This is a genomic window from Parasutterella secunda (assembly GCF_023336895.1).
In the GTDB taxonomy this organism is placed as follows: Bacteria; Pseudomonadota; Gammaproteobacteria; order Burkholderiales; family Burkholderiaceae_F; genus Aphodousia; species Aphodousia faecalis.
Genome location: NZ_JAMBLT010000001.1, coordinates 226770 through 243202, shown reverse-complemented (window position 1 = coordinate 243202; position 16433 = coordinate 226770). Strand labels below are relative to the sequence as shown.

General features: G+C 47.3%; 16 protein-coding genes. 5 read left to right on the top strand and 11 right to left on the bottom strand.

The window, feature by feature from the left end:
- Positions 1–250: 250 nt before the first annotated feature.
- The 4 genes from M3080_RS01135 to M3080_RS01120 form a co-directional block, all read right to left on the bottom strand.
- Positions 251–1312: a C45 family autoproteolytic acyltransferase/hydrolase gene (locus M3080_RS01135; protein WP_249091553.1), complete on the bottom strand. Its 1062-nt coding sequence runs from the start codon at positions 1310–1312 to the stop codon at positions 251–253.
- Between the two features lie 325 nt (positions 1313–1637).
- On the bottom strand, positions 1638–2066 hold the full coding sequence (locus M3080_RS01130; RefSeq protein ID WP_249091552.1) for a DUF2721 domain-containing protein: 429 nt from the start codon (positions 2064–2066) through the stop codon (positions 1638–1640).
- 12 nt (positions 2067–2078) lie between these two features.
- Positions 2079–2540 carry a DUF2721 domain-containing protein gene (locus M3080_RS01125; protein ID WP_249091551.1) on the bottom strand — a complete coding sequence of 154 codons (462 nt, stop codon included), beginning with the start codon at positions 2538–2540 and terminating at the stop codon, positions 2079–2081.
- Between the two features lie 67 nt (positions 2541–2607).
- A complete protein-coding gene (locus M3080_RS01120; RefSeq protein WP_249091550.1) occupies positions 2608–3108 on the bottom strand; it encodes a YbaK/prolyl-tRNA synthetase associated domain-containing protein in 501 nt (166 codons plus the stop codon).
- 79 nt (positions 3109–3187) lie between these two features.
- Between M3080_RS01120 and M3080_RS01115 the strand changes: the two genes are divergently transcribed.
- The 3 genes from M3080_RS01115 to M3080_RS01105 are packed head-to-tail and all read left to right on the top strand — an operon-like array spanning position 3188 to position 4967.
- Complete coding sequence (locus M3080_RS01115; protein WP_249091549.1) at positions 3188–3778, top strand: YqgE/AlgH family protein; 591 nt, start codon at positions 3188–3190, stop codon at positions 3776–3778.
- Entirely contained in the window at positions 3775–4173 is a 399-nt protein-coding gene (gene ruvX / locus M3080_RS01110; RefSeq protein ID WP_249091548.1) for a Holliday junction resolvase RuvX, read from the top strand. The genes M3080_RS01115 and ruvX overlap by 4 nt, the downstream gene beginning before the upstream one ends.
- The gene (locus tag M3080_RS01105) at positions 4170–4967 is read left to right on the top strand and encodes a lysophospholipid acyltransferase family protein (RefSeq protein WP_249091547.1); all 798 of its coding nucleotides are present in this window, start codon (positions 4170–4172) and stop codon (positions 4965–4967) included. The genes ruvX and M3080_RS01105 overlap by 4 nt, the downstream gene beginning before the upstream one ends.
- On the opposite strand, the gene M3080_RS01100 is transcribed toward M3080_RS01105, so the two are convergent.
- A complete protein-coding gene (locus M3080_RS01100) occupies positions 4968–5786 on the bottom strand; it encodes a symmetrical bis(5'-nucleosyl)-tetraphosphatase (RefSeq protein WP_249091546.1) in 819 nt (272 codons plus the stop codon). It abuts the gene before it with no gap.
- 88 nt (positions 5787–5874) lie between these two features.
- Here M3080_RS01100 and galU point away from each other — a divergent pair, with 88 nt between their 5' ends.
- On the top strand, positions 5875–6711 hold the full coding sequence (gene galU / locus M3080_RS01095; protein WP_022472533.1) for a UTP--glucose-1-phosphate uridylyltransferase GalU: 837 nt from the start codon (positions 5875–5877) through the stop codon (positions 6709–6711).
- An 89-nt stretch (positions 6712–6800) separates the two neighbouring features.
- Here galU and M3080_RS01090 read toward each other — a convergent pair whose 3' ends face one another.
- Both M3080_RS01090 and M3080_RS01085 read right to left on the bottom strand, forming a co-directional pair.
- A complete protein-coding gene (locus tag M3080_RS01090; protein WP_249091545.1) occupies positions 6801–7802 on the bottom strand; it encodes an asparaginase in 1002 nt (333 codons plus the stop codon).
- A 49-nt stretch (positions 7803–7851) separates the two neighbouring features.
- A complete protein-coding gene (locus M3080_RS01085) occupies positions 7852–8952 on the bottom strand; it encodes a hypothetical protein (protein ID WP_249091543.1) in 1101 nt (366 codons plus the stop codon).
- Between the two features lie 63 nt (positions 8953–9015).
- On the opposite strand from M3080_RS01085, the gene M3080_RS01080 reads away from it, so the two are divergent.
- Positions 9016–9588 (top strand): response regulator transcription factor, encoded by a 573-nt coding sequence (locus M3080_RS01080; protein WP_249091541.1) that lies wholly within the window; start codon positions 9016–9018, stop codon positions 9586–9588.
- Between the two features lie 31 nt (positions 9589–9619).
- On the opposite strand, the gene pflA is transcribed toward M3080_RS01080, so the two are convergent.
- The 4 genes from pflA to M3080_RS01060 all read right to left on the bottom strand — a co-directional run bounded on the left by pflA (position 9620) and on the right by M3080_RS01060 (position 16152).
- A complete protein-coding gene (gene pflA / locus M3080_RS01075; protein ID WP_249091539.1) occupies positions 9620–10357 on the bottom strand; it encodes a pyruvate formate-lyase-activating protein in 738 nt (245 codons plus the stop codon).
- 68 nt (positions 10358–10425) lie between these two features.
- Positions 10426–12672 (bottom strand): formate C-acetyltransferase, encoded by a 2247-nt coding sequence (pflB, locus tag M3080_RS01070; protein ID WP_249091538.1) that lies wholly within the window; start codon positions 12670–12672, stop codon positions 10426–10428.
- Between the two features lie 325 nt (positions 12673–12997).
- Positions 12998–14647 carry a fumarate hydratase gene (locus M3080_RS01065; protein WP_249091536.1) on the bottom strand — a complete coding sequence of 550 codons (1650 nt, stop codon included), beginning with the start codon at positions 14645–14647 and terminating at the stop codon, positions 12998–13000.
- 167 nt (positions 14648–14814) lie between these two features.
- Positions 14815–16152: an anaerobic C4-dicarboxylate transporter gene (locus tag M3080_RS01060; protein WP_022472524.1), complete on the bottom strand. Its 1338-nt coding sequence runs from the start codon at positions 16150–16152 to the stop codon at positions 14815–14817.
- Between the last annotated feature and the right edge of the window lie 281 nt (positions 16153–16433).

The following is a 16433-nucleotide window of genomic DNA, read 5'->3' as shown; positions in this document are numbered from 1 at the left end:
ATGACTAACGTCAATTGAATTCCCTTTTCTTTACAGTAGTCTTTTTCTTTTTTAAGGGCAAGCGATTTTTTAGGTTTGAGCCGTTATCGATGCTTTAATTACATCAAGAGTAGGTACAACTTATTAGGAGTGGTAGATGCTGAATTGGTTTATAACAATTTTTGTTATTTATGAGAGTGTGATCGTTTTTTCCTAGAAAAAAGATTTGCAAAGAGGGAACTCGGAAAGTCTCCTCGAACAATGAAGAGTATTAATACAGGGAGATTTTTATTTCATGTCCTTCGCACGGGTTATTTGGCGTGATCCACAGGGTTCGTTCAGTTAGGTCCATCATCATTGAGTAGACAGTGCACAGCTGTTTAAACGGAGGGTCGGCGGGATCCTCGTGACTGCAAATAGAATCTGGATAGTTTGCGTGGTCACTTAAAACCGACATCAGGAAAGTTCGATCATACTTTTCCGTGTGCGCTTGGCACAGTCTTCTCATTCGGTTAAGTCGAACAAATGTGTCCGTCAGTTCTACTTTAAAGGTATCCTGATCTTTGAAAAGGGGAGATTGGTAATGGTTTGTGTGGCACAACGGTGAGTTTTCCGCCATTAAGACATCGAAATTGTCGGGAGTATATTCCACACTCATCAAGAAACCTTCACTGGAGCCGAGGTTAAAAGTGCCAGCTCCTGCTCTTTTGGCCTTGGCGATACAATCCAAACCGTTAGATATGGTGGTAGCGTTCAAAATGGTTCTGAACATAATGTGGAGAGGAACGCCGATTTGACCTTTAGACACGCTAGTGCAATTTAGACCGACACCAATGCCATTGCTATTGAGCCCTTTCCCGCCGATAACTCCTGCTTCGACGACCATCAAAATGTCAGGACCGTGATCTTGTTGAATTTTGACAATAGAGATGTGCTCGCCGGATTTACGCAACCAATCCCAAGTTTGTCCAAGATAAACATGTCCATCCGTGCTTTGTTCGGGTAACAGACCGATGCAACTGCAGCCATCGGGTTGAGCAAAAAGAACTTCGCTACGACAGTTCAGTGTCAGAATATCTTCGAAACAAAGATTGGCTCCTTGGGAGATGCCTCTCATTTCATCAAGTGCTTCGGGATAATAATCTTGAATGGCCGGAAGAAATGATGAGCAAATGCTTTTTGCTTTTTCCCAAGAAATTCCAGCCATTCCCTCAAACATACCGGAATAAAAATGTATAGCCTTTAGAATTTTTTCTTGTTCAATTCGTCCATATGTCAGACCTTGTTCAAAGGCGTTCCCAGACAAAGAGATAACAGACAGTGGGGCCATCATTTTTCTCCCAAAGATTGAGAATGATTTTATTGTGCGATCACTGCTGACATCCGTCAATAGGTTTTTATGTTAACCCGAAGGCCATAATTACCGTTTAATTTGACACGGGATATTAATATTTTGCTGATTTAAAAAGAAAAACTTGTTGTGACAACCGTTACTAAAAGAATGTCGCTTGTTGAAAACAAACCTTCTTTTGCTTTTGACAAGGATTGCCTTTATTTCTATTTTGACAAAGGTACGTTAGATGGGGCGAAGCACCATATGTGCCTTTGTCTGCTGAAAAATAAGGGAAGTCAAAAATGACTTCCCCCAATGGCAGAAACTAGCGGTGTTCAACGCTAAGTCCAATGGCTTTTGTTGAAAGTGAGACTTCTTTGACGAAATAAATGGTTGAAACAAGTAGGCAACCGATAGACAAAATAAGTGCCCCGAGTTTTAAAACATCCAAGTCCAACATGAAAAGGCACTCAAGAATGCCCGCCAATACCTGCAAACCACTAAATGTTGCGGAAAGAACAACAGTGAGAATAGACATTCTCAGCAGAGACGCTCTCTCGAAGATCAAATCGATTTCATGATTGAGATCTTGATTTTCTCTCGGAGCAATCGAATTGCGCTCGCGCAGCAGCTGGCGTACACGGTTTGTCGAGTGGTTATAACGGGCGGTCATTGCCAAAAGCAAAAGACCGACACCAGAGATCAATGTCACCGGGGGCAGTGACGTGGTAAGCATCTGATGATATTCAACCATGTTTCTGCTCCTTTAGTGGTGAACGCTCAAGCCCAGCGCTTTCATGGAAGTGCCGACTTCTTTGGCAAAAATAAGAGTGGATACCACAACCATCACGATAGCAATCAAAAGCAAGATGGATTTGAGCACCATGAAATCATCTCCAAGGGCGATTTCAAAAATACTCATTAGCACCAAAAGGGCGCTGAACATACCAGAAAGAACAATGAGCAGGATCGCTTTGCGCAAAAGTCGAACACGCAGAAAAATCAATTCAATCGCGTGATCAAGATCATTGTCTTTTCGGGGTTTGATGGCATCGCTTTCGCGCAACAGCTGGCGCAAACGGTCAGTGGAGTGGTTGTAGCGATTAGTCATCGACACTAAGAGCAAACCGACGCCGGAAATCAAGGTAATCGGCGTGAGGGCAGCTTGAAGAACTGTGCCGTAATCAATCATGGCAATAAAAAAGTCAGCTAAAAAAGAAAGTCGCAAATGATAGACCTTTTTAGCTGACTTGAAAAGGAGTATTAACACCAAAAATCATAATGGCGTCAAATGGTTAAGACGGAGGGTTGTCTTTCAGGAAGTCAATCAGTTCAGGGTGAACAACTCTCTTGTAATCTTCCGTTTTAATAATGATGGAGTGATCCAACAGGCCTGCGTTAAATGCCAATTCATCATAGCGCTCATAAAGGCTCGGATCGGCAACGAGTTTCAAATCCGGGTGAAGGCTTACGGGAGGAACCGCACCGAAGACACAGCCGGTTAATTCTTTAACCTCATCGGGGCTAGCCAGAGATGCCCTGCGTCCGCCAAGAGCTTGGGCGAGCTTTGCCAAATCAGCTTGCTTATCGGCTGGCAAAACGGCTAAAACATAAAGCTTTACCCCGTTTCCTTTAACGTGACAGACCAAAGCCTTAGCACCTTGGCCTAATTCTGTGCCGCGAATTTCAGCAACAGATTGGCTGGATTTGCCGCCTGCGGCATGCTCCAGAACCCGGAATTGAGCCTGACCTGTTTTGAAAAAATCGATTAATTGTTCGAGGACGTTTTCAACCATGATGCATCTCAAAGTAACAGAATTCTCCCATCATAGCGCAGGCGTGACAGATGTGTGAAAATACTCTTTTGTTAGGATGATGGGGAAAGTCAGAATGGCAGAATTTGTTTCCTATAAAGATCATTTTTTGATTGCAGCACCCAATATGAAGGACCCGACATTTGCCGGGACGGTTGTTTACCTTTGCGAGCATACAAAAAGCGGGGCGATGGGGATTGTCATTAACCGTTCCATTCGTCTCAGTGTGGAATCGCTTTTGCAAAGAATCGGGATTGAAAATAAGAATCCGGCGCTAAAAGAAATTTTCCTTCACGACGGTGGGCCTGTTCAGATAGAAAGAGGCTTTGTGCTGCACAGCGCCAATAAGAAATATCACTCAACCATGCAGGTGACTGACCAAATCTATTTGTCGACGTCTCGTGATGTTTTGGAAGCAATCGGAGCTTGTGAAGGTGCTCCGGAAAAATTTTTGCTCTCGCTTGGTTATTCGGGATGGAGCGAGGGGCAGTTGGAAGCCGAATTGTCCGTGAGTGGTTGGCTGATTGCGCCAGCGGATGAAAAAATTATTTTCGACACACCGATTGAAGAGCGTTACGAGAAAGCGCTGAAACTTTTAGGCATTGATTTAACCACACTGGAAGCGTGGGGAGAAGAGGTAGGACACGCATGAACGACGGAGTAATTATTGGCTTTGATTTCGGTGAGAAAAGAATAGGTGTTGCGCTTGGAAATACCCTGACGCGGCAAGCGAGTCCCTACCGGATTATTGATTCCCGGACGGTTCAATCTCGTTGGAATGGAATAAACGCGTTGGTGAGAGAATGGTCGCCGGTGGCTTTTGTTGTAGGAATACCTAGGCATCCTGATGGTCATTCTCACGAAATGACAAATCGATGTGAGCGTTTTGCAAGGCAACTTGAGGGTCGGTTTCATTTGCCGGTTAACAGAATTGATGAACGTTATTCCTCGGCAGTTGTTGATAGTGAAGCAGACTTTATAGACGATGAGGCAGCGTGTATCATCTTGCAGCAGTTTTTTAATGAATCCACTTCTGTTGACGTATGAATAAGATCGTTGGTTCTTTTCGATTTATCTTGGCGCTTTTATTTGCCTTAGCTTGTATTTTATTGGTGTTGTTTTACCTTCAATGGATAAAGCCTGAAGCCAAACGAAAAATTATCAAAACATGGGCCCGAACTTTTATTGACATGATCGGGATGCGCTTTTCTGTTGAAGGGGACGTTTATAAGAGCCACTGCCTGATTGTTGCCAATCATATTTCCTTTGTGGATATTTTCGCGCTTAATGCCATGAAACCCGGTCGCTTTATCGCCAAAAGCGAGATCGCCGGTTGGCCTGTATTCGGTCGTATCGCTAAGGGAGTGGATACGCTTTTTATCCAGAGAAAGAATCGCCGTTCAATCATTTCCGTGAATGAACAAATTAGTGCCGCCCTGATGCAACATCAAACCATTATGCTTTTCCCCGAGGGGAAGACAAGCGAAGGCGTCTCTCTTTTGCCTCTTAAACCGAACTTGATTGAACCGGCCATATTGTCGGGTACTCCGGTGTTGCCGGTTGCCATTTGCTATACGGAAAATGGGGTGAAAACCACCAAGGCATCCTACGCCAACATTTCCATTTTTAAATGCCTTTGGACAATATGCAGCACTCCAGGACTCGCGGTGACTCTAAAGGTACTGCCCACGATTAACGTGGAGGGTAAAACTCGCCACGAGGTCGCATGCGAAGCTTCCGCGCTGATGAGTTCTGCCATGGGAGTGACCGACCCGATGAAGGATTATCCCGACAATGTGCATCACCACTGTGATGCTGTCGGAACTCTCGAGAAAGCCTAATTAAGCAAAAGGATCGCAATATTGGGGCGCTTTGACTTGAATGATTTGTCTTTGAGGCAGCACGACAGCAGTTAGCGCTCCGCCCCATATGCAACCTGTGTCCAGTGCAATGATGTGCTCTTGAATAACAAGTCCCAGTGTTGACCAATGGCCAAACACAATATTGTCGTTTTTTGTTTTTCTGTGAGAGCACTCAAACCAAGGTATTAGATGTTTAGGTGTATTGTTGGGAGAATCTTTGGCCTTATAATCGGGAACGCCTTTTTTGTCCACGAAGCGGATTCGTGTAAAACCATTCAAAATAGCTCGCATGCGAGCGGAACCGGTTAAGTCGTTGTCCCAAAGATCTTTGCCATACATTTCCTGCAAGTAATCTTTCCAATGATCACTTCGTAAATGTTCTTGAACTTCGCAAGCTAGAGCGCGCGCTTTCTTTAAAGACCAGGCCGGATCGATTGCCGCATGAACGAAGGTGTAATCTTTCCAGTCATAAAGTAAATATTGGTGACGAATCCAATCAATCAATTTTTCAGCGTCTGGAGCGGCCAGAATTTCATCAATAGTGTCTCTGCGGTTGGGTTTGCCGGCGCCGGCAGCTGTCGCGAGCAGATGCATTTCATGATTGCCCAAAATTAATGTCGCTCGTTTTCCCATGGAATACACAAGTCGCAACGTTTCCAACGATGCAGGTCCCCGATTAATGAGGTCCCCGATAAAAATCAGTGGAGAGTTTTCTGGAATTTTTTCTAAAAGTTGGGATAAGCTTGGTAGGCAACCGTGAACATCTCCGATGACGGTTACATTTTGTTCGCTTTGCATGGGTATTAATCCTAGGTCTTTAGGCTTAGTTGAAAGAGGATTCGATATACTTAACGGCTGTGTATTTTAATTCTTTGAGTCATAAAAGATGAAAGACGTTCGCAAAGTTGTATTCCCGGTCGCAGGGCTCGGAACTCGTTTTTTACCGGCGACAAAAGCAATGCCTAAGGAAATGCTGCCGGTCGTGGATAAGCCTTTAATCCAGTATGCGGTAGAAGAAGCGTACGCAGCCGGTATTACAGAAATGATTTTTATCACTGGGCGTTATAAACGAGCCATTGAAGATCATTTCGATAAGGCTCCGATGCTGGAAAAAGAATTAATTGAAAAAGGTAAGACAGAATTACTTCAGACAGTTCGTTCTATTGCGCCGATGGGCGTGACTTTCATCTATATTCGTCAGCCAGAACCGTTGGGTCTGGGTCATGCGGTTCTTTGTGCTCAACCCGTGGTTGGTGATGAACCTTTTGCCGTAATGTTGGCCGATGACTTGATTGATGCTCAACAGTCTGCCATCGGTCAGTTAATTGAAGCTCGCAAGCAATTGGGCGGCGGAAATATCTTGGCGGTTCAGGATGTGCCAAAGGCAGATACGAAAAAGTACGGTATTGTTGGAGTCGAAGATGGCCTTGCGACTACGAGCTTGGTACACGAAATGGTTGAAAAACCCGATCCTGACCATGCGCCTTCAACCCTTGCTGTGATCGGCCGTTATGTGTTGGAGCCGGAAATTTTTGAACGCTTAAAGAAAGTTCAAAAGGGCGTGGGCGGAGAAATCCAATTAACTGATGCTATCGCCGGTCAGTTGAATCTGAATACAACATACTCTCACCGTTTTGACGGCATTCGCTATGACTGTGGATCCAAGCAAGGTTTCTTGGATGCGACGGTTCGTTTTGCCCGTAAAGCCGGTTACTCCATTTAATTTATCTAAAAAAGAGCCTCCCGAGATTCTTCGGGAGGCTACCTTAAACAGGTAAAGCAAAGAATGGTTGGTTTTGGGGAGGAAACTGACTATTCGTCAAAAATTTCCTGAAGCGTCTTACGATCGCCTGCTAATTCAGGATTTTCGCTTAACGCAAGAATCAATTTCAGACGAGCCTTGGCTGCGGAGATTTCACCGCCCATGATGGCTCCGCGCTTGCAGCTATCCGTAACGGATCCCGGATAACCATACACATCCAAAACGCGTCCGCCCGGCGTGCGGGTTGAAATAATGACGACCACGCCTTTAGCGCAAGCATCACTGATGCCGTCTTCCATCATCGGGGGAATATTGCCGCGACCGAAGCCTTCAACGATGATGCCTTTGCAACCTTGAGCGACCGCAAAGTCAATATAGGTACGATCAGAACCGGTAACAGCCTTAATCAGATCAACGCGAGCGGTCAGAGCTTTAGGATTGAAAATCCGATGAGCCACAGGAACGCGGCGATAAACGATGCGATCGGCTTCAACGTAACCGATGGGACCCCACCAAGGAGAGGCGAAAGTTGCGCAATTGGCCGAGTGTGTCTTCATGACTTCGCCTGCGGCATGCAAGAGGTTATTGAGGCAAACCATCACGCCCTTGCCACGCGAAGAGCAATCAGCAGCGGCTTGAACGGCGCAGTAAATGTTGGCGGGACCATCGGGGCTGACATCGCCAGCGCCACGCATAGCGGCTGTCAACACAATCGGCTTATCCGATTGGTGGGTAATGTCAAGGAAATAGGATGTTTCTTCAAGTGTGTCTGTTCCGTGCGTGATGACAACACCGGCAACATCGTCCTGAGCAAGGAGTTCTTCAGCACGTTGGTGAAGCTTGAACATAATTTCAGGCGTCATGTTGGGCGAGGCCACATTGCAGATTTGTTCAACTTCAACATGAGCCACTTTGTCTAAACCGGGTACGGCGGCCACCAGGTCTTCGCCTGTACAGGCCGGCACCAAAGCACCGATTTTTTCATCCATTTTCATGGCAATGGTGCCGCCGGTGGCCAGAACCATTACCTTTTTCTTAGAACAGCATGTCATTTGAAACTCCTTTCAGACTGATGCGTGTTTATTAACAATAGCTTGAGCTTCAGGTAACCGATCGGCGAGGATCAGAGCACCTTCTTTCCAAAATTTCAGCGTAGCGATGCGCGTCTTGCATTGACAGCGAAGGCAAAACATCGCGTTGGATACTGGAGCGCGGAACAAAAAGACTCATGCAAGCTGTAAGTCCTGGAATTTGTCCGACGCCACCCATAATTTTGTGAATATTATCCCCCATAAAAGTAATGCCGCCCAACTCTTGGCTGGCAAATTCATTGATGGCTGCAGAAATACGGCATTTTTCAATAGCCGTCGTTGCTTGAGCCAACTCTTTGCCGAATTCTTGGATGCGTTTACCCATTTCTTCGGTTAAGTTTCTCATGGCGTTTTCACTGCGAGCTAGCATTTCTGGGCGGTAAGTGGCCGGGTAGCCTAATCGTTTTGCGGCTTCGATGTAGCATTCCGCGACAACTGGGTTATCGGCATCAGTGTGGGCACGAATCAGGAATGTATTTTCTTGGATTTCATCGGAGACCGGAGACGCGCAAACCTTGCCTTCCAGCAAGAAGGTGGGAAGGTGGTCCAATCCCAATGGTTTCATGACTTCTTCTTTACCGAAAAGACAAACATTGCCCTCAATGTCTTCATTGGGGCCGATGCCGCCATTACCGGGGACTTTTTCATCGGAAAGCAGGAATTGCCCAGGGAAATTTCTTGCGAAACTATCCAAAGCAGCGTTGGCAACAGCGGTTTGAAACGCCACGGGAACTTCCATTGCGCCTTGCCCCAAGATACGGCCAAAAGTATTCATGGCTACTGTTTGCGAGCAGGTGGCGTCTTGTCCGACGGCCCATTGGGCTAAGCGAGCTTCGGCTGCCGTAATCCCACGGCGGGGATGGGCGCGACCGACGCCGCCAGCCTTTGTTCGGACTTCAAAGAAACCATCCATACCGGTAACGGTTTTCACGCTTTCTATTTCAAGCGATAAACCGGTCGCTTCGGTCAACAAAGCCATCACAGCCGTTAGGCCGCCCGAATCATCCTGAATGAAGCCCAAGTGGCTATTACAGTGACCGCATCCTGCGTGGCCGACAATGCCGAGGATTCCTTGCTTTTTAGAACTTAATACAACTTTATGAGAAGCCATTGTTTTTCTCCCTTTTCAAGCTTAACTGCTTGAACAGTTGAGCTTGAAAAGGTGTGACAGATAGTGTCGCACTATCTGTCACAGGTCATCGACGATGGGTTGGAAGTTTTGAAAATTATCCGCTCGCATTCTCCTATTCCCGTGATTATCGTCAGTGCACGTAACGATGTTCGCACCAAAATTGAGGGATTTCGATTAGGAACGGATGACTACATCGTGAAGCCTTTCTCCATCGATGAGTTAATCATGCGAATTAAGGCTATCTTGAGACGCAGCCACAAAGTTGAGGAAACCAGCTGCGCTCAAACAGAAATTAAAAACGGACCGATTCGTTTGATTAAGTCATCCAGAAAGTGTTTTATCCGTGATCAAGAAGTCAGGCTCAATGACAAGGAGTGGCGACTCCTTGAAATTTTGATGAAGGACCCCGGCGCGGTCATTCCGCATGAAAAATTATTAACAGCGGTATGGGGTGTTGAATTCAGTACAGAAGTTCAATATCTTCGGGTCTGTTTTGCCCGGATTCGGAAGAAATTTGAAGACCTCGGCTTTGACGGCAGTGTAATTTCTGCCTATTCAGGTGTCGGCTATATTCTGCGTGATTTGCGAGATGAGGAGGAAGATGGCCTGATTTAAAAAGAAAGCCCGGCTGCGCGGGCTTTCGAGCTTAGTGATAAGAAGATGTTTTCAGGATTTTTTCAGCGTTAATCACCCGTTCTGCAGACGGAGCCGGTGTATCCTTGAGTTCATACTTCAACCCCAACTCTTCCCATTTGTACATCCCGAAAGAATGGTAGGGCAATACTTCCACTTTTCTGACATTGTGGAGAGTGGAAATAAAATCAGAGAGCTTTTGGAGTGCTTCATCTTCGTCGGTGCGCCCAGGAACCAACACATGACGAATCCATACATCTTTATGGATCTCGTCTAAATAATGAGCGCAATCCAAAATGGTTGCATTGGACTGTTTGGTCAATTCCCGGTGTTTGGCATCGTCAATATGCTTAATGTCGAGCATAACCAAATCGGTCAATTGCATCAGCTCTTGAAACTTGGAAAAGAATTGTTCTTTTCGGGTAAAGGGCCAGCCGGCCGTGTCAATGGTGGTATGCACCCCCTCGGCCTTGGCCATTTTGAAAAATTCCAAAAGGAAGTCAATTTGAAGCAACGGCTCGCCACCACTGACCGTAATTCCGCCGTCTTCTCCCCAATATGACTTGTAGCGCAAGGCAAAGTCTAAGATCTCGCGAGCACTTTTTTGTTCGCCGATTCCCATTTTCCACGTGTCAGGGTTGTGACAGTACTGACAACGCATTTTGCAGCCTTGTAAGAAGAGAACAAAACGCACGCCGGGGCCGTCTACAGAGCCGAACGTTTCATAAGAGTGAACATGTGCAAGGGTCATGACAATCACAAAAAAATGCACGCCGCTCAATCCGCGTTGTGCGGACTGATGGCGTGCGGTTTGTCAAATTACATCGCTTTGTGGCAGGTACGAGAAATCACGTCGAGTTGTTGTTCGCGGGTCAAGTCAATGAACTTGACAGCGTAGCCGGACACACGAATCGTGAAGTTCGCATATTCAGGTTTTTCCGGGTGTTCCATTGCATCGATCAACTTTTCCGTACCGAAAATGTTGACATTGAGATGATGGGCACCGCGTTCGAAATAACCGTCCATCACACGCACCAAATTGTTGACGCGTTCTTCAAGCGAATGGCCGAGAGCGTCGGGGCTAATGGTTTGCGTGTTAGAGATGCCGTCCAAAGCGTATTCATAGGGAAGCTTAGCCACAGAATTCAACGAGGCAAGCAAACCGTTTTGTTCCGCGCCGTAGCTGGGGTTAGCACCCGGAGAGAGAGGCTCGCCGGACTTGCGGCCATCCGGAAGATCGCCCGTAGCCTTACCGTACACAACGTTGGACGTAATCGTCAAAATCGAAGTGGTCGGTTCGGAGTTGCGGTACGTGTGGAACTTGCGAAGCTTCTTCATGAAGGTCTTCAAGAGCCACACGGCGATGGAGTCCGCACGATCATCATCGTTGCCGTAGCGCGGGAAGTCGCCTTCGGTTTCGTAACCAATGACCACACCTTGTTCGTTACGCACGGTCTTGACCTTAGCGTACTTAATGGCGCAAAGGGAGTCGACTACATGCGAGAAACCAGCGATACCGGTCGCAAACGTACGACGCACGTCCGTATCAATCAAGGCCAACTCTGCAGCTTCATAGTAGTACTTGTCGTGCATGTAGTGGATCAGGTTGAGGGTGTTCACGTAGAGACCGGCCAACCAATCCATCATCTTGTCAAAGCGTTCCATCACTTCGTCGTAGTCGAGGTATTCGGAAGTGATCGGGCGCAATTCGGGGCCCACTTGCATGAGTGTTTGTTCGTCAACGCCGCCATTAATAGCGTAGAGCATGCACTTTGCCAAATTAGCACGAGCACCGAAAAACTGCATTTCCTTACCGGTTTCCGTAGCGGATACGCAGCAGCAGATGGAGTAATCATCACCCCAGATCGGGCGCATCACATCATCGTTTTCATATTGAACGGAAGACGTATTGATGGAAATCTTCGCGGCGTAGTCACGGAAAGCTTTCGGCAAGTGCTTCGTGTACAGAATCGTCAAATTCGGTTCCGGAGACGGTCCCATGTTTTCAAGGGTATGCAAGAAGCGGAAATCGTTCTTAGTGACCATGGAACGGCCGTCCATTCCAAGGCCTGCCACTTCCAAAGTTGCCCACACCGGATCACCAGAGAACAACTGGTTATAGGACGGAATACGGGCGAATTTCACCATACGGAATTTGAGCACCAAGTGGTCAATCAATTCCTGGGCTTCGGATTCCGTGAGCGTGCCTTCAGCCAAATCACGTTGAATGTAGATATCCAAGAACGTGGAAATACGGCCGACAGACATGGCAGCGCCATTTTGAGTTTTAATAGCGGCTAAGTAACCAAAGTAGAGCCATTGAACAGCTTCGCGAGCGTTCTTGGCCGGAACAGAAATGTCATAACCGTAGTCGGCAGCCATTTCCTTCATCTGCATGAGGGCGCGAATTTGATCGGTGATTTCTTCACGCTGACGAATGATTTCGTCGGTCATCATGCCGCATCCGCAATGGGCCATGTCTTCTTTCTTTTTGGCAATCAAAAAGTCGATACCGTAAAGGGCGACACGACGGTAGTCACCGACAATACGGCCACGGCCATAGGTGTCAGGCAAACCCGTAATGATCTTGTTTTTGCGGGCAAGACGCATTTCAGGCGTATAGGCATCGTACACACCCTGGTTATGAGTCTTATGGTATTCCGTGAAAATCTTGTGGAACTTAGGATTGGGCTTATAGCCGTAGGTTTCACAAGCTTGTTCGGCCATCTTGATGCCGCCAAAAGGCATAAAAGCACGCTTTAAGGGCTTGTCAGTTTGCAAACCGACAACCTTTTCGAGATCCTTAGTGCCTTCGCCCATGTAGGCAGCTTTGTAAGCGGTAATGCCGGAGACAATTTCCGTTTCCATGTCGAGCACGCCGCCTTTAGCACGTTCTTCTTTCTGTAAGCCTTGCAAAAGACCCCAAAGCTTAGAGGTCGCTTCAGTAGGCGGCTCTAAGAACGAATCATCGCCGTCATAGGGAGTGTAGTTGTTTTGAACGAAGTCACGCACATCGACATCGTCGACCCAATGGGTTCCTTTAAAGCCTCTCCATTCGGTTTTCATAATGGGCTCCGAGTTATCAAAAATAAAAGTAATCGTTTCCGGCAATACGGGTATTTAAATAATCGAGACACACAACAACCCGTTGGCTCATTTATGAAAAAGAGCCTGCCTACATATTTAAATTGTCTACGTCCTTATTATTCTTTCCAAAATCGGCAGTGTCAATGCCTTTATGATCCCAAAAAGACGTTACTGTGTAAAAGTAGGTTAATTTCTATCGGAGCGAAAAATTTGTTCTATCGCCTGGCATAAAAAATCGCCGCTTCCATAACGGAAACGGCGATCAAAAGTAGATTCTCACCTATTCAGTAAGACAGTCTACTGGTTATTTTTCGCACTTGATCGTGCAACGGGGTTTGATTTGCTTGAAGAAATCATTGCCCTTGTCGTCCACCAAAATGAAGGCAGGGAAGTCTTGCACTTCAATCTTGTAGACAGCTTCCATACCGAGTTCCGGCCATTCAATGCATTCGATGCTCTTGATGGAGCTTTCAGAAAGCACCGCAGCGATACCGCCGATTGTGCCAAGGTAGAAGCCACCGTGCTTCTTACAAGCATCGGTCACGACTTGCGTACGGTTGCCCTTGGCGATCATGACCATAGAGCCGCCATGGCTTTGGAAGAGATCAACATACGGGTCCATACGGTTAGCCGTTGTCGGACCCATAGAGCCGCACGGATGACCGGCAGGCGTCTTGGCAGGACCTGCGTAGAGAACCGGGTGATCCTTGATGTATTGGGGCAATTCCTTGCCGCTGTCAAGCAATTCCTTCATGCGGGCGTGAGCGATGTCACGAGCCACAATGATTGTGCCGGTTAAGGACACACGGGTAGAAACCGGATACTTGCTCAATTCCTTGCAAACTTCCGTCATCGGTTGGTTCAGGTCGATCTTAATCGTTTCGCCTTCGCCGGCCTTGCGGTATTCTTCAGGGATCAATTCGCCGGGGTTGGAGTCGAGTTTTTCAATCCAGACACCGTCCTTGTTGATCTTGGCCTTGATGTTGCGGTCAGCCGAGCAGCTCACGCCCATACCGACCGGGCAACTGGCGCCGTGGCGCGGCAAGCGAATGACGCGCACGTCGTGAGCCATGTATTTGCCACCGAACTGAGCACCCAAACCGATATTTTGAGCAGCTTCCAAGAGCGTCTTTTCAAGTTCGACGTCGCGGAAAGCGCGGCCCGTTTCGTCACCGGTCGTGGGCAGGTTGTCATAGAAGTGCGTAGAGGCCAACTTCACCGTGAGCATCGTCTTTTCAGCAGATGTTCCGCCGATCACAAAGGCAATGTGATACGGGGGGCAGGCAGCCGTACCCAAGCTCTTCATCTTTTCAATGAGGTAGGGAACAAGTGTCTTCGGGTTCAAAATGGCCTTGGTTTCTTGGTAGAGGTAGCTCTTATTGGCAGAACCGCCACCCTTCACTACGCACAAGAAGTTGTATTCGTTGCCTTCAACAGCTTCAATGTCGATTTGAGCGGGAAGGTTGCACTTGGTGTTCTTTTCTTCGTACATCGACAACGGAGCGTTTTGAGAGTAACGCAGGCTGTCGGTCGTGTAGGTTTGGAAAACGCCCAAGGAGAGAGCTTCTTCATCGCAGAAACCAGTCCAAACGGCTTGGCCTTTTTCGCCGTGAATAATGGCAGTGCCGGTATCTTGGCAGAAGGGCAATTCACCCTTGGCGGCCACTTCAGCGTTGCGCAAGAAGGAAAGAGCGACGTACTTGTCGTTATCCGTGGCTTCCGGATCCTTCAAAATCTTGGCCACTTGTTCATTGTGAGCGCGACGGAGCATAAAGTTCGTGTCGTGGAAAGCTTGTTTGGCCAAAAGGGTCAAAGCTTCCGGTTGAACTTTGAGGATCTTATGACCTTCGAATTCACCTTCAGACACGTAGTCTTTGGTGAGAAGGTAATATTCCGTGTCGTCTTTACCGAGTTGGAACATCGGAGCGTATTTAAATTCAACAGCTTGAGCCATTTCTCGTTATCTCCTTAACGTTGTTATATCGACGCCTTTAACAAAGGGGAGCGTTAAATCGGCGCCATTCTCTAATAATGATACGGTCAAAGAAAAACGGCAAGTAATTGAAGAGTTCAACTACTTGCCGTCAGTCATTCGCTATTTACTCTCGATAGGTTTATCGATTAAACGAAACCATACATCGCAGCGAAGATGTAACCGGCGATAGAGGCCGTGAACACACCGATCAAGCCCGGGAGGATGAAGGAGTGGTTGATCACGAACTTACCGATATGGGTCGTGCCGGAGCGGTCGAATTGAATAGCAGCCAAGTCAGACGGATACGTCGGAAGGATGTAGTAACCGTAGCAGGCGGCAGAGAAAGCGACCACGATTCCCGGAGGCGTACCAACAGCCAAGGCAACCGGAACAATCGTTGCAACGGCAGCAGCTTGAGAGTTCACCAACTTGGAAACCAAGAGCAACACGATAGCGTAGGCCCACGGATAAACCTTAACGTATTCGGTCAAACCGACCTTCAAGTCGTTCAAGTGAGCAGCAAACATCGTATCGGCCATCCAAGCCACACCGTACACAGCCACGATGGCGACGGTACCAGCGCGGAACACGCTGTTCTTAGCCACGTCAGAAGCCTTAACATCGCAGAAGATAACCATCAACGTACCGGCAGCCAACATGAACATTTGAATAGCCAAGGTCATCGAGCAGCCTTTCGGACGCAATTCGGGGAACATACCGAGGATAGCCACGATAACGATCACGCCAATGAACAAGCCCAAAGAGAGCCATTGCTTGCCCGTGAACTTCTTACCGATCAAGGTCGTCGTATCACCGTAGACATACTTCTTCATTTCCGGATCGGAAATCAATTGTTGGAATTCCGGATCCTTGTCGAGGTCCTTACCACGGAACCAAGAGAAGCAGCAGACAGCGAACACACCGAAGAAGCCGCCAGGAATCGTGATGGAGAAGAGGTCAATGAAGCCGAAGTGTTGGCCATTGATCGTGTAACCTTCCATCAAAGCGATCATGGAAACAGCAGCCACAGCAGCCGGCGAGCAGATCACACCCATTTGAGAGGCGATCGTGGAACCAGCCATCGGGCGTTCCGGACGGATGTTGTTCTTAATAGCCACGTCATAGATAATGGGCAACATCGTGTAAACGACGTGACCCGTACCGCACAAGATGGTCAAGAACCAGCAGATGTACGGAGCGAGGAAGCAGACGTAGCGGGGATTTCTACGCAAAATCTTTTCAGCGATTTGGAGCAAGCAATCCAAACCACCAGCGGCTTGCAAAGTAGCAGAACCGCAAACCACGGCCAAAATCGTGAGGATCACGTCGACCGGCGGTTTACCCGGTTTAAGGCCGAAGCCGAAAACCAAAACGATCAAGCCCACGCCACCCAAAAGGCCGAGGGCCATACCACCTTTGCGGGCACCATAGAACAAGCATGCCAACACTAAGATTAGTTGTAGCCAAAAGTCAGTACCAACCATGGTAAGTTTCCTTTATTTTCTCTTTTAAACAATAGAAGAGGCTACGTTTCCGTAACCTTTCTAAGCACTGCGAATTTTCACACATGTAACGCTACTTTTTCTTGTCTCGAGCGTTTTGTTTTTGAGCTAGGGATATATCTTTCTGTTATCTTTACAAAAATGTTAAAAAGTGTTTAGGGTTAACCCTTAAATTTTTACAAAATGGGTAGGGAATTTTCCTTAATTCGATTCAAACTTGCCCTAATAAAAAGAGATTGAGCTGTATCCAATCAATGGCGAAT

Bases quoted from the DNA above. Each gene is read 5' to 3' on its own strand.
- M3080_RS01135 (WP_249091553.1), bottom strand. From the start codon at position 1,312: ATGATGGCCCCACTGTCTGTTATCTCTTTGTCTGGGAACGCCTTTGAA.
- M3080_RS01130 (WP_249091552.1), bottom strand. From the start codon at position 2,066: ATGGTTGAATATCATCAGATGCTTACCACGTCACTGCCCCCGGTGACA.
- M3080_RS01120 (WP_249091550.1), bottom strand. From the start codon at position 3,108: ATGGTTGAAAACGTCCTCGAACAATTAATCGATTTTTTCAAAACAGGT.
- M3080_RS01115 (WP_249091549.1), top strand. From the start codon at position 3,188: ATGGGGAAAGTCAGAATGGCAGAATTTGTTTCCTATAAAGATCATTTT.
- ruvX (WP_249091548.1), top strand. From the start codon at position 3,775: ATGAACGACGGAGTAATTATTGGCTTTGATTTCGGTGAGAAAAGAATA.
- M3080_RS01105 (WP_249091547.1), top strand. From the start codon at position 4,170: ATGAATAAGATCGTTGGTTCTTTTCGATTTATCTTGGCGCTTTTATTT.
- M3080_RS01100 (WP_249091546.1), bottom strand. From the start codon at position 5,786: ATGCAAAGCGAACAAAATGTAACCGTCATCGGAGATGTTCACGGTTGC.
- galU (WP_022472533.1), top strand. From the start codon at position 5,875: ATGAAAGACGTTCGCAAAGTTGTATTCCCGGTCGCAGGGCTCGGAACT.
- M3080_RS01090 (WP_249091545.1), bottom strand. From the start codon at position 7,802: ATGACATGCTGTTCTAAGAAAAAGGTAATGGTTCTGGCCACCGGCGGC.
- M3080_RS01085 (WP_249091543.1), bottom strand. From the start codon at position 8,952: ATGGCTTCTCATAAAGTTGTATTAAGTTCTAAAAAGCAAGGAATCCTC.
- pflA (WP_249091539.1), bottom strand. From the start codon at position 10,357: ATGACCCTTGCACATGTTCACTCTTATGAAACGTTCGGCTCTGTAGAC.
- pflB (WP_249091538.1), bottom strand. From the start codon at position 12,672: ATGAAAACCGAATGGAGAGGCTTTAAAGGAACCCATTGGGTCGACGAT.
- M3080_RS01065 (WP_249091536.1), bottom strand. From the start codon at position 14,647: ATGGCTCAAGCTGTTGAATTTAAATACGCTCCGATGTTCCAACTCGGT.
- M3080_RS01060 (WP_022472524.1), bottom strand. From the start codon at position 16,152: ATGGTTGGTACTGACTTTTGGCTACAACTAATCTTAGTGTTGGCATGC.